Annotated in this window: 15 protein-coding genes; 3 read left to right on the top strand and 12 right to left on the bottom strand. The window is 46.2% G+C overall.

Features of this window, described 5'->3' with window-relative positions; translation table 11 throughout:
* Window positions 1-75: 75 nt before the first annotated feature.
* From H608_RS23530 to H608_RS24350, 4 genes are all read right to left on the bottom strand, one after another.
* Entirely contained in the window at window positions 76-1,062 is a 987-nt protein-coding gene (locus H608_RS23530; protein ID WP_051268151.1) for a helix-turn-helix transcriptional regulator, read from the bottom strand.
* A gap of 126 nt (window positions 1,063-1,188) precedes the next feature.
* A complete protein-coding gene (locus H608_RS0108790) occupies window positions 1,189-2,019 on the bottom strand; it encodes an NAD-dependent epimerase/dehydratase family protein (protein WP_028787354.1) in 831 nt (276 codons plus the stop codon).
* Between the two features lie 66 nt (window positions 2,020-2,085).
* The gene (locus H608_RS0108785; RefSeq protein WP_028787353.1) at window positions 2,086-2,946 is read right to left on the bottom strand and encodes a helix-turn-helix domain-containing protein; all 861 of its coding nucleotides are present in this window, start codon (window positions 2,944-2,946) and stop codon (window positions 2,086-2,088) included.
* 195 nt (window positions 2,947-3,141) lie between these two features.
* Window positions 3,142-3,288, bottom strand: a complete 147-nt coding sequence (locus H608_RS24350) for a hypothetical protein (RefSeq protein WP_155990100.1) — start codon at window positions 3,286-3,288, stop codon at window positions 3,142-3,144.
* A gap of 198 nt (window positions 3,289-3,486) precedes the next feature.
* On the opposite strand from H608_RS24350, the gene H608_RS0108775 reads away from it, so the two are divergent.
* Window positions 3,487-4,119, top strand: a complete 633-nt coding sequence (locus tag H608_RS0108775) for a CDP-alcohol phosphatidyltransferase family protein (protein ID WP_211227050.1) — start codon at window positions 3,487-3,489, stop codon at window positions 4,117-4,119.
* Window positions 4,120-4,161: 42 nt separating this feature from the next.
* On the opposite strand, the gene H608_RS0108770 is transcribed toward H608_RS0108775, so the two are convergent.
* The 8 genes from H608_RS0108770 to H608_RS0108735 all read right to left on the bottom strand — a co-directional run bounded on the left by H608_RS0108770 (window position 4,162) and on the right by H608_RS0108735 (window position 9,611).
* Window positions 4,162-4,392 carry a hypothetical protein gene (locus H608_RS0108770; RefSeq protein ID WP_028787351.1) on the bottom strand — a complete coding sequence of 77 codons (231 nt, stop codon included), beginning with the start codon at window positions 4,390-4,392 and terminating at the stop codon, window positions 4,162-4,164.
* Window positions 4,393-4,602: 210 nt separating this feature from the next.
* Window positions 4,603-5,103, bottom strand: coding sequence for a YeeE/YedE family protein (locus H608_RS0108765; protein WP_028787350.1), 501 nt, complete (start codon window positions 5,101-5,103; stop codon window positions 4,603-4,605).
* A 20-nt stretch (window positions 5,104-5,123) separates the two neighbouring features.
* On the bottom strand, window positions 5,124-5,687 hold the full coding sequence (locus H608_RS0108760; RefSeq protein ID WP_028787349.1) for a YeeE/YedE family protein: 564 nt from the start codon (window positions 5,685-5,687) through the stop codon (window positions 5,124-5,126).
* Between the two features lie 280 nt (window positions 5,688-5,967).
* Window positions 5,968-6,177, bottom strand: coding sequence for a YgaP family membrane protein (locus tag H608_RS0108755; RefSeq protein WP_028787348.1), 210 nt, complete (start codon window positions 6,175-6,177; stop codon window positions 5,968-5,970).
* Between the two features lie 42 nt (window positions 6,178-6,219).
* Window positions 6,220-6,534, bottom strand: a complete 315-nt coding sequence (locus H608_RS0108750; RefSeq protein WP_051268150.1) for a rhodanese-like domain-containing protein — start codon at window positions 6,532-6,534, stop codon at window positions 6,220-6,222.
* Between the two features lie 16 nt (window positions 6,535-6,550).
* Window positions 6,551-7,969 (bottom strand): MBL fold metallo-hydrolase, encoded by a 1,419-nt coding sequence (locus H608_RS0108745; protein ID WP_028787346.1) that lies wholly within the window; start codon window positions 7,967-7,969, stop codon window positions 6,551-6,553.
* Window positions 7,970-8,135: 166 nt separating this feature from the next.
* Entirely contained in the window at window positions 8,136-8,927 is a 792-nt protein-coding gene (locus tag H608_RS0108740; protein WP_028787345.1) for a sulfite exporter TauE/SafE family protein, read from the bottom strand.
* 60 nt (window positions 8,928-8,987) lie between these two features.
* Entirely contained in the window at window positions 8,988-9,611 is a 624-nt protein-coding gene (locus tag H608_RS0108735; protein WP_028787344.1) for a Crp/Fnr family transcriptional regulator, read from the bottom strand.
* A gap of 216 nt (window positions 9,612-9,827) precedes the next feature.
* On the opposite strand from H608_RS0108735, the gene H608_RS0108730 reads away from it, so the two are divergent.
* Both H608_RS0108730 and H608_RS0108725 read left to right on the top strand, forming a co-directional pair.
* Window positions 9,828-10,907 (top strand): efflux RND transporter periplasmic adaptor subunit, encoded by a 1,080-nt coding sequence (locus tag H608_RS0108730; RefSeq protein WP_028787343.1) that lies wholly within the window; start codon window positions 9,828-9,830, stop codon window positions 10,905-10,907.
* On the top strand, window positions 10,904-12,163 hold the full coding sequence (locus tag H608_RS0108725) for an ABC transporter permease (RefSeq protein WP_028787342.1): 1,260 nt from the start codon (window positions 10,904-10,906) through the stop codon (window positions 12,161-12,163). The genes H608_RS0108730 and H608_RS0108725 overlap by 4 nt, the downstream gene beginning before the upstream one ends.
* Window position 12,164 lies beyond the last annotated feature (1 nt).

Raw genomic sequence — 12,164 nt, 5'->3', positions numbered from 1 at the left:
TTTTTAGAGCAAATCTCCCTGAAGCCGTGAAGGCGGATTTTCAGATAAAGCAGTAAGATTTTCAAAAGATGAAAATCAATGGTTTCGCCATTTTCCGGGCGGTGAACCGTATTTCTTACGAAAGGCATCACTGAAATGGGCGAGGCTGGCAAATCCTGATTCGTAGGCAATATCTGTTAAGGCTTTATCCCGGTTTTTTAACTGATCCATTGCATGTTCCAGACGGCGTTCGCGCAGAAAACCAAAAATGGTCTGGTTAAACAATTGTTTGAACCCTGATTTCAGTTTGAACATATTCAAACCGGAATGCCGGGATAATTCGGAAAGACCTGGTGAACAGGCGATATCATGAAGGAGATAATCACGTACCTCATTCAGTTTTTGTATGTCGCGGGGGGTAAGCTTGTAACTGTTCGTTTGGTCGGTTTCTTGTGCGAGTTGATTGCACTGCAGGGCAAGTAATTCCAACACTTTGGACTCCACATGTAATTTCCTGGCAGAAGGGTGGAAGGAGTTGTCTTTGAGGTCGCGGAACAGCCGCATCATGGACAGATTGATCCGGAGATTGCGTTGTTCGCTCAGGCTTGAACTGTTTCCTTTGGCGATCTGGTTGTTCACATGATCCGTTATTTTGCCCGCACCTTCGGTGAGTTCTGCAAATCTTTTCGGTGTGAAGCTGATGATGTTAAGACGCAGATTTTTTTGTTGCTCAAAAAATGTGGCATCGGTAGAGTAGGCGCTGTAAAGCAGGTTGTGCTGAAGCGAAGAAATCTGCCAGTAGCTGGTTTGGTTACCGGCCTTTGAAACCAGCGAACCATTTTCTACAAAAAATAAACTCACCATTTGCGGCGCATCCAGTGTTTGAACGTTGACGGACTGAAGGACGTCGACCTCATGCATGGCGATATGCGTACCCGGATAGTGTATTTCCCTGGCGGTGCTCTGCCAGAAGGGTTCGGAACTCTGGTAAGCGAATTCCTTGTAAACAGATGCCGTCAGCGGGCTATCGGTGTGCCCGGAAGAAATGATTTCGTTATGTTGGTTGGAGATGATGAGTTGCATGACAGGACTTAAATGTATGAAAACAAAAAGATCTCCCATATACGAGCAGGATCAGGGCTTTATTGCAGCGGGGGAAGCCGGAAAAAAGGTGAATGAGAGGCAAAGAGAAAGAATACTGCTGCTTTTTCACAACAACTCCTCTTGTGCGGCCTGGTGAACGGTTCTTATCTGTGGTTGAAACCCAAGACTTCGGGCAAGTGAACTATCAGCATGAAGATACCAGGGATTGACAAGCGGTTCAGATGAAGATGCCATCGTATGGCCCACGAGTTTCAACAACTCGTACAAAGACGTCGGAGCTTCGTCGGCTATGTTGACTGTGCGTTTATCCATGACCCCGTCAAGGGCAAGACCGATGGCAGTATAGATATCGCGGTGATGAATGGTGCTCATTCTCATGGCGGGATGAAAGTTGGCCGCAACAACATGCTGTGGCAGTGCTTCAAGGTGCCCGTCGCCATCACCGTAAACAAAAGGGAACCGCAATATCGACCAGGTCAACCCGCTTTTCCTCAATTCATGTTCGGCGGCCACTTTGCTGGCCGGATAAGCATGTTGTGGAGTCACTTCATCGTCCTCTCGCCCCGGGTGCGGATTGTTTATATTATAGACATGGCTGGTACTCGAAAAAATAAAGCGCGCATCAGGGGCATGTACTTTCGCTGCTGCAATCAGATTACAAGTGCCATCCAGATTACTCTTCCAGATCAGGTCCTTATCAGGTGAGCGGAATACTGCCGCCAAATGAATGATGGCTGAAACCCCCTCCACTGCGTCGGTTAGCGATGACGGGTCGAACAGGTCTCCCGCGACGGGGATCACCCCTTCGGGCATTTCCCTGTTACCGCGTACAAGAACGCGACATTGCCAACCTGCCTTCATCAACCGGGGCAACAATCGTGTGCCAACCAAACCGTTTCCCCCGGTCACCAATATTGTTCGTGATTTTTCCTGCATAATGCTAAACTTTTAATGTTTACCAAAGCTCAGAAAGGCATACGGGAACAAGCCGGACAAATCGAATTAATTGCCTGACAAATCTTTGGAGAACTGGGCGATCGTTTGCCCGGTGAGCTTTTTAAAGAGGCGGGAAAAATATTCCGGATCGTTAAAGCCCAGCCCATAAGCCAGATCCTTGACAGAGCAGCGTTCTTCGTAGCAGATACGCCGTTTTGCTTCGAGTATCAGCCGGCCGTTGATGAATTCTTTGGGAGAAAGCCCGGAATGGTTTTTAACGAGTTGGTAGAGCCCATTGGTATTGATGCCCAGCTGTTGAGCGATGGTGTTGATCGTTGGGAGATTGGTCAGGTTGTGTTCTACAAGGTTCTTAAAGGCGATAAGCCTTGAGAGTTTGCCATCGGGCAGGCTGTGCTGTGCTTTAAAATAAGCGGTATTGATTTCGGTAAGCAGGCTGTTTAGATGCGCCAGAATAAGTTCGGGTTCGGTCTGCCAGTGCTTTAAGAGATCGAGCAGTATGGCGAAGACAGCTTTTAACCGCAGGGCGGCAGCGGGTTCAAAGCTGACTTTCTGATAATTCAGCGGGTTGATCAGAAAGGGATATTGTTTCGGCAGCAGGGACAAACAGCTTTCATCGAACCCCAGTTTGATAAAATCAGCGCTTGTTCCAAAAACAGGTTGCTCATGGACCTGGTGGGGCATGGTGAAGATCAGTTCATCGGTAGCGGCCTCGTACTGTTGCAAATCTACAATGTGCCGGCTACGGCCATCCAGCATAAATAAGAAGAGGTAGTGTTGGGCGTGTTGAGGAATAACATAGTTGGCAGCCTCGGTGGGTGTTAAGTGGCCATACTCCGGCGATACGATCCTGATCGGCAGTTTATCGTTTTGCCGGAGTTGGTAAAGAAAGGAGGCTGTTTGCTGCATACCCTGTAAAATTAGAACAATGAATGATTACAGAGGATGAAGCTTATCGTTAATCTTTTGAAAAGGCTGGTAACAAGCGGTGCTGTATGGAAGACATTAATTGAAGGCCTGCCGGAAATCCAATGGGCTTTGTTTGGTTTTAGTTTTGAATAACTTATTAAAAGACTGAGGATGTTCAAGCTGGTACCTGAAGCTTTAGTTTTTGTTCGGAAACATGAGCTTATAGAGTTTGATCAGCAGGTAACGGATTACGTTGCTGCCCGCTTTTACTACCACCGCTACGAACCCGAAAATGGTGATAACGAATGCCAACACATTTATTATGGTTTCCCTGTCGGTCATTTACTTAGCATTGTTGTTGTGTGAAAGGAGTTGTAAGATAGATCGGATCCTGCCGTCTTTTTTTGAGAGTGGTCACGGCAATAACTGATTTGCCTCATGGAAGGGTGGGAGGTTCCTATCAATATGTATTCTTGTGTCGGAAATCATGCCGGAAGCTGATAAGCCTCATAGACCGGGACGATAATAACAAGTAACTATATGTCACCACCTCTGCCGGCGACCAGGAGCAAGGCGGTGTGGGACATTTGTATGCATAAGCGCAGTTATTATATCGTCAATGCAGTAACGGTTTACCGGCTGATAATGGCACCAGTGCTCGTAATGCTGGTGGTGAATAATTATTTCAACCTGTTTCGCTGGCTGTTGGTACTGAGCTTTCTTACAGATGCGGTAGATGGATTCTTCTCCCGCAAATACCATGTGGACAGCAGTGCTGGCGCCAGGCTTGATTCGCTGGCAGACGACCTCACGATAGCCGCCGCAGTAACAGGCGCGGTGCAGTTTTATCCGGTGTTTATGAGCGAACAAATGATCTGGATTGCCGTCTTGGGTGGTATGTTTTTACTACAGGCGATTCTCGCACTGATCAGGTACAGGAAAATGACGAGTTTTCATACGCGCATGGCTAAACTGGCAGCGATTGCCCAGGGCATTTTCTTTCTGCTGCTATTTTTTCTTGATTACCGGCCCTATGGTATGTTTTACGCAGCGGTGATGATAACGGCTGTTGATCTGGCGGAGGAAATCCTTATGGTGTTGGTGTTGCCACGATGGAAGACGGATGTAAAAGGCCTGTACGAGGCGTGGAAGGAGAGAACGGCATACCGATAGCATAATACATTGCCTTGCCTCTACACTTCTTTAGCACTGGCACTATAATGGATCGTTTTCTTTGGCAAAAAATATCGGGTCCGTATAAAATAAAGGAATGGGTTGCCGAATGTTTGCCAGGTCAACTTTTTGCGCCCCCTGGATATCCTTTATCTTTTTTGTGCGTGATTGCTTTTGTACAGCTTCTTTCGGTAATTGGCGCAGGATGGCAGGTAAGCTGGTAAACCCTTCTTTCACTTGCTTGACCGGCAGCAAAAGTTCCTCCCTTTTCATGAGCGCTTATTAAACACCAATGATACTGGATAAAAAACGTGGCAGAAATGAGGGGTGTCATTGCCGCCACTGATTCTTATCGAACCAGGCAATAAAGTTGATCGAAAACAACCAAGCTCAGGTTTCTTTCCAGGAGGCAGGCATATGGGGAAGGAGGAGTTGTATTTTCCGCAAAGGGATAATTCATCTCGATAATTGCCAGGTATATTGCTAGTGGGGTAATCTTTCTCTTAATAAGCCATATACCCAGGTTCCGGCAATGGCACTTAACAGGGTAATGATAACAACAGTTGCACCCGTGCCTATCTGCGCAAACAAGGGGCCGGGGCAAGCACCTGTAAGTGCCCAGCCCAGGCCGAATATCAATCCGCCATAGATTTGTCCCTTGTTGAATTTTTTAGGATGAAATTCTATAACCTCACCATAGATCGTTTTGAGGTTAAATTTTTTGATCAGCCACACGGAGAGCATACCGGTGACGACGGCGCTGCCAATTACACCATACATATGGAATGATTGCAGGCGGAACATTTCCTGGATTCTGAACCAGCTGATGATCTCTGCTTTTACGAATACAATACCGAATAAAATACCGGTGATCAGGTATTTCAGGTTGTGATACCATTTATGTTGCAGGTGGCTTTCATTTACACAGATCGCATCCTGCAACCGCACGTCAAAATCGGTAGCCTTATTTACATCCGTTCGCATTTGTTGTTTGTTTTAACAGGTCATAGAGAAAGTATAAAAGGCAGTATCAGGTTGGCCATCACAAAACCGCCGGCCATAAAGCAGATAGTTGCAACCAGTGAAGGCCATTGCAGATTCGACAAACCCATAATGGCATGGCCGCTGGTACAACCACCGGCATAGCGTGTGCCGAAGCCTACGAGGAAGCCACCGCCAACCATCATAATAAATCCTCTCGCGGAAAATAACGCGGGCCAACTTATTACATCCTGCGGAACAAGATTACTGAAGTTGGTAATTCCATACCGGGCCAGGTCCGCCGTTAAGTGAGGGTTCACCTGTATGGGGCCGGTGTTTGGCAGCAGGTTGACCGCAATGATTCCTCCCAGCAGTATACCCGAAACAAAAACGAGGTTCCATATTTCTTTTTTCCAGTTGTATTGGAAGAAAGGAATGTTGGCGGGCATACAAGCGGCACAGATATGCCGGAGCGACGAGCTAATGCCAAATGACTTATTGCCCAATAGTAAAAGCGCGGGAACGGTCAGCCCGATTAGAGGTCCGGCAACATACCAGGGCCAGGGTTGTTTCAGGAATTCAATCATCTTTATTTTTTTGCTAATTGCGAAAAGTCAGGCTGGTAAGGTTAGCCGTCTTTCTTTAGGGACGGATCGTTAGTCGTTTCTGTTTTACGGTTCGCGAAGGGAGGTACCCTGCATCCGGCTGGGCCACAGCATCCTGTGTTGAATATAGACATCAAGGCAAACAGGCCACCTGCGATAACAATAATCCATTCATGTGTATGAAGGCCCTGTACTGCAACCAACACTCCCGCTACCAGCCGTAAAACGCGCATAAAATGCCATCCGCTCAAAATCCTGTTTCTCATTTGTTTTTTCTTTTGCGGGTATTAATCCCAAACGGCAGGTATAAAGGGCAGAAGCTGATCAGCGACGTTAGCAAAAAAACAATGGCCAGTATGCCCGGTACGATGGCTGCCATCCCGGAGAGGATGTTGGTATAGTACAAGACCACCATCACCACAGCCGCTAAAATGCGGATGCTCTTGTCTGTCGTGCCCATGTTTTTTTTCATAATACTATTCTTTGTCAGTTGATGAATACTTCCCCTGCAGGATTATCCGTTTACAATGGCATTGACATCCTTCCAGGTGCCACCGTTGATTACATTTTTGAAACCGTTTTGCACCAGGATGTTTTTTGCCTGTGCACTCCGGTTGCCACTTCTGCAGAAAACAACAATTGTCTTCTTGCCATTGAATTTTGCGAGCTGCGTTGGCAGTGTATCTAACGGGATGTTTACTGCGCCCGGTACAGTACCCGAGGCAAATTCACCTGGCGTGCGTACGTCTACCAGAAAGGCGTCTTTACTGACGGTAGCTGATAACTGCGCCTGATCTTTATTTCCGAATAATGCTGAGAAAAGTCCCATAATGATTAGTTTAATTTTAAGCGTTAATGCAGGTTTCTTCTGTACATGATAGGGTCGCGCCACCTGCCTCTTTCCATTCCTTCATTCCACCGGAAAAGTTTTGTACGTTCTTAAAACCATTTCTGGAAAGGATGGAATAGGCTATAGCGGATCGGTCGCCAGCCTGGCAATGGATGACTACTTGTTTGTCGCGGTCTATTTTATACAGATTGTCAGTTAGCGTGCCGGCGAATACGTTGTCTGCTCCTTCAATATGCTCCGCTTCGTATTCTGTTGCTCCACGCACGTCCACAATCTGTACATCTTTCTTTCCTATACAGGAAGCGAATTCAGTTATGTCGATCAGGTTGGCTCTTTGCAAATCCAGTCCCAATTCCTGTACATCTGAAACGTAGCCGTAAATATTATCTAAACCGATGCGCATCAGTTTTCTCGTGAGGTCTTCCATTTGCGTATCATCGGCAACGAGCATGAACTGTTCCTGGTAGTTCAGCAGCCAGCCGCACCAGGTGGAAAAGGAGTTGTTGCCCTGAATATTCAGGCTGCCGGGAATAAAGCCGTTGGCAAATGCTTTTTTATCACGCGTATCAATTACTTTGATGCCTTTTTCGTATGCAGAAAGGAATTGTTCTTTGCTTAGTTTAGGATGCTTCGGCACGGCTGTCAGCAGGGGTCTTTCTACTTTGTTGAGATGTTTCATCATGGCAAAATACTTCGGTGGTTCCGGTTGATCGGCCAGCAGGTAATCGGCAAAAGACTGCTCGTCTTCGCCGTACCGGAATGCCCAGTTTCTTATTTTTTCATAGCCAACGGTTGAACTGGCCACAGCACCAAGCGCTTTGCCACAGGCGGAGCCTGCGCCGTGTGCCGGCCAGACCTGAACATACCCGGGGAGGGCCGCAAATTTCTTCAGCGACTGAAACATTTGTTTGGCGCCAGCTTCCTTGGTACCCATGATGCCCGCTGCTTTTTCCAACAAGTCGGGACGGCCGATGTCACCAACAAAAACGAAGTCGCCTGTAAAGACCATTACGGGTTGATCGGTAGCGGAGTGGTCGGTCAGCAGGAAGCTGATGCTTTCCGGTGTGTGACCAGGTGTATGCATCACTTTAAGGGTAAGGTTGCCAACGCGGATGATGCTTCCGTCTGTTAGACCTTTGTGCGCAAATTGGTATTGCCAGTCTTTGCCACCTTCGTCTGACAGGTACATCGTTGCTCCGGTTACGGCAGCCAGCTCTCTGGAGCCGCAAAGAAAGTCGGCGTGGATATGGGTTTCTGTTATGTGCGTAATGCGGAGGTTATTTTGCCGCGCGATATCAAGATAAATGTCAATGTCTCTTTGCGCGTCGATAACAATAGCTTCTCCTGTTTTCTGGCAGCCTATGAAATAGCTGCCCTGTGCTAAACTCTTGTCGTAGATGTGTTGAAAAAACATTCTTATTTTTTTATCAGTGATGATGATTTTTATTCCGTATTGCAATTGTTTATTTGGACAGCCGGTTAGTGCGAAGATCGATGGATAAACTCCCCGTACAGCTACTTTTGTTACACAAGCCGAAGATTTATATAATGAAGAACCTGCTTCCATGATAATAGGAGGATTATTTTAATAGAGTTTCTTTCGCAATAATATACAGGCCCATCACCAAAACGAACCAGCCGAATGCGGGCTTCAGTTTCCGGCCATCGATTTTTGCCGCGAGAAGGCTGCCAATCAGTATACCTCCTGTAGCGATAGCCGTAATTGTCAGTAGAAATGGCCACTGTACCCGCTGATGCCCCAGTGAAAAGAAAAAACCTGTAAGAGAATTAAGGGCAATGATGAACAGCGAGGTGCCGACGGCTGTTTTCATAGGTAGTTTCAGGATATTGACCAGGGCTGGAATGATCAGAAAGCCACCGCCGGCGCCGATAAGCCCTGTTATTAGTCCCGTTATGGTTCCCTGCAATCCTGCTAAAGCAACCGGCGACCTGTTTGCGGATACAGAAGCCTTCCTGCCATCTTTTTTTATCATACTCCAGGAGGCAAGGATCATGAGTACGGCAAAAAGTAACATCAGCAATATGCTCCTGGTTAACGTAAAGCCTCCAAGCGTCAGTATATGTGATGGAATGGCCGGAAGGATAAACCTGCGGGTAAGCAAAACCGCCACAATGGAAGGCAGGCCGAAAAAAACGGCCATTTTAAGATTTACCAGACCTTTTAGGAAATAGGAGACGGAGCCGGCAACGCTCGTACTGCCGACGATAAAAAGAGAATAAGTAGTAGCGAGAACGGCGTCCAGACTAAATAAATAAACAAGTACCGGCACAGTAAGGATACTGCCGCCGCCGCCGATAAGCCCCAAAGAAATGCCGATAAGAATAGACGCCAGGTAGCCGGAGATAATCATTGATCTTTGAATTAACGCCGTAAAGGTCATTTAATTCAAAGGGCAGTACAGTAACTATAGTTACACAAGGGTGATTTTATTTCGTCCGAGCCGGACAATACCGTTTTCTTCCAATTGTTTCAGAAGCCGGGAGACTACGACCCGTGCGGTACCCAGTTCATTGGCCAATTGCTCATGTGTCACCGGCAGTGTGTTTGAAGCGAGGATTTCCGACTTCTTTTTAAGCAGGTTCAGGAGACGTTCGTCAACTTTTTTAAAGGCGATGGCATTCACGATCTCAAGTAATTCTTCGAAACGTTTGTGGTATAAACGAAAGATGTAATCCAGCCACCCGGGATATTCCTTGATGAATTCGGGAACCTTCTCTACGGGAAGAAAAAGGATTTCTGCATCTTCATCCACTTCAGCTTTCACTTTGCTCGTTTCGTTGTGCAGACCGCCGAGAAAAGACATGATGCAACTTTCGCCAGCTTTAATATAATACAGTAGAATCTCGCGGCCATCGTCTTCCATCCTGATAACTTTCAGCGTTCCTTTCATTACTATGGGGATAGAGCGGATAGGTGCATTTTCGTTAAGGATAATGCTCCCGGCCGGATAGGTCTTGTGTATACCATACTTGTATAACTTTTCAACCAGATCAGGGGATGATTTGAACTCGGCTATATCGTTGAGCGTTTCCATGTAAGCAAAATTACAGGTTTAATTGACAGGTGTCATGAGCCATAGTGATGGTAGTCATTTCGAAACACTCCCCCTGCAGTAACTTTGTTAATGGCCTGTCGCGCCGGTTAATCGGTACATTTTAACCGTCAAATCGAAGCAAAGCCTCTATTGAACGTGAACCTCTCAAGTGCAGGTGACTTTTTACCTGTCGGAATCACCTACTACAAATTAACTATGAGCAGATACACACTCATACTACTACTTATATTCCTGGCCGGCTGCAAAGGGAAACAGGAGAAAGTGAAACCTTTTTTTTCTGCGATTTCAGAGTCGGTATATGCATCCGGTGTAGTAAAGAGCAATCAGCAGTACGAGGCATTCACTACGGTAAATGGCGTTATACAGGAAATCTATCTGAAGGAAGGGGATACGTTGAACGTTGGTACTCCCATTCTTTCTGTCGCTAATGAAGTGCAGCAATTGAACAAAGAAAATGCGGTACTTACCGCCCGGTATGCCGATGTGGCTTCCAATCAGGATAAGTTGTCTGATGCGCGGCAGACTATTGACCTGCAGGAAAACAAGATGAAAAATGATTTACTTCTTTTAAACCGGCAAAAAAATTTGTGGGATCAGAATATAGGCACCAGGAATGAGTTGGAGCAAAGAACACTGGCCTACGAAAGTTCCAGAACGGCTTATCTCTCTGCGGTGAGTAAGTACCATGATTTAGAGCGGCAAATAAAATTCACCGCGTCACAGTCCGGGAAGAACCTGCAGGTGGCTCAACAGCAGGCCAGTGATTTTACCCTGCGGAGTAAGATTAAGGGAGTGTTGTACAAAATCTACAAGAAAAAAGGCGAGGCTGTGAGCCTGCAAACGCCGCTGGCTTTAATCGGCAAAAATGATCAGTTCATCCTGGAAATGCAGGTCGATGAGTACGATATTTTTAAAATCAGGAAGAACTTACTGGTATTGGTAACGATGGATAGTTACAAAGACCAGGTCTTCAAGGCGAGGGTGTCTGCTATTTTACCGATGATGAATGAAAGCAGCAAGACTTTTTTAGTGGAAGCGACCTTTGAAACTCCGCCGGCTCAACTCTATCCGTTCATCAGCTTTGAAGCCAACATTGTCATTGACAAAAAAGAGCGAGCGTTACTTGTACCGAGAAATGCATTTCTTAACGATTCCACGCTGGTAAAAAGCAATGGTGAAAAAATAGTGGTGAAAACAGGATTAAAGGATTATAAGATGGTAGAAATACTTTCCGGCGTTACGGCAAACGATGATCTAATCATACCAGCGAAATGAATCTGAAACTGATCGGCGATGTCGCCATGTCATTATTAGCAGCCCGTTTGAAACAAACATTAGTGGCTGCTATTGGTGTAACATTCAGCATCACTATGTTTATTGCACTGCTCAGTTTCATGTCTGGCCTGAATGATCTGCTGGATGGGCTTATCCTTAACCGTACACCGCATATCCGGCTTTATAACGAAATAAAGCAGTCGGAGCATCAGCCGATCGCACTCTATTCAAAGGGCATCCGGCAGTACAACTTCATTAGCTCGGTTAAGCCCGCTAATGAAAAACCACAGATACGCAATAGCGGCGCCATCATTGATGCGATAAAGAAGGATAGCCGTGTGTCGGGGGTAGCTCCTAAAGTAGTGGTACAGGTATTTTACAATATTGGCACGATTAATCTGAACGGGATCATCAATGGTATAGACGTTGGAGCGGAAAACCGGTTATTCTCTTTTCAAAACTATGTCGTGGCTGGTAACTATATGGATCTTCAAAACATTCCCAACAGCATTATCTTGGGGATTGGTGCTGCTGAAACGATGCTGGTTGACCTTGGTGACATTATTCAGATAACTACTGCGAAGGGAGATCATGTGCAACTTAAAGTGGTGGGTTTCTTTCAATCAGGAATCCTGGATATCGATAAAGTACAAAGCTATACCTCCCTCGCTACTGCGCAAAAAATACTGGGGGAATCCAATAGCTACATAACGGATATCCAGGTGAAACTGCATGACCTGTTGCTGGCTCCGGCTATGGCGAAAGAATATAACCAACTCTTTTCGGTCGAAGCGACCGACATCCAGACTGCGAATTCACAGTTTGAAACCGGCAGCTTCATCCGGACCCTTATTTCGTATGCAGTAGGCATTACCTTGCTTATTGTGGCGGGTTTTGGTATTTACAACATACTCAACATGATGATCTATGAAAAGATGGATGGTATTGCGATTCTGAAAGCCACCGGCTTTTCAGGCGGAGACGTAAAGTGGGTCTTTGTAACTATTGCACTTACCATTGGCTTTTTCGGTGGCTTGCTTGGCTTGTTATTCGGATTTGTACTTTCTGCCATTATCGGACAAGTGCCGTTCGAAACAGCATCCTTGCCGACCGTCAAAACATATCCCATCAACTATAGTCCAACCTTCTATGTTATCGGAGGAGTTTTTTCAATCGTCACTACTTATTTAGCGGGATATTTCCCGGCTCGCAAAGCCAGCAAAATAGATCCTGTCATCATTATACGCGGAAAATAAT

Origin of the sequence: Terrimonas ferruginea DSM 30193 (assembly GCF_000425585.1) — a bacterium.
Classification (GTDB): domain Bacteria; phylum Bacteroidota; class Bacteroidia; order Chitinophagales; family Chitinophagaceae; genus Terrimonas; species Terrimonas ferruginea.
Note: the sequence above shows the minus strand (reverse complement) of the source record. Positions and strands in the feature narration are given on the sequence as shown.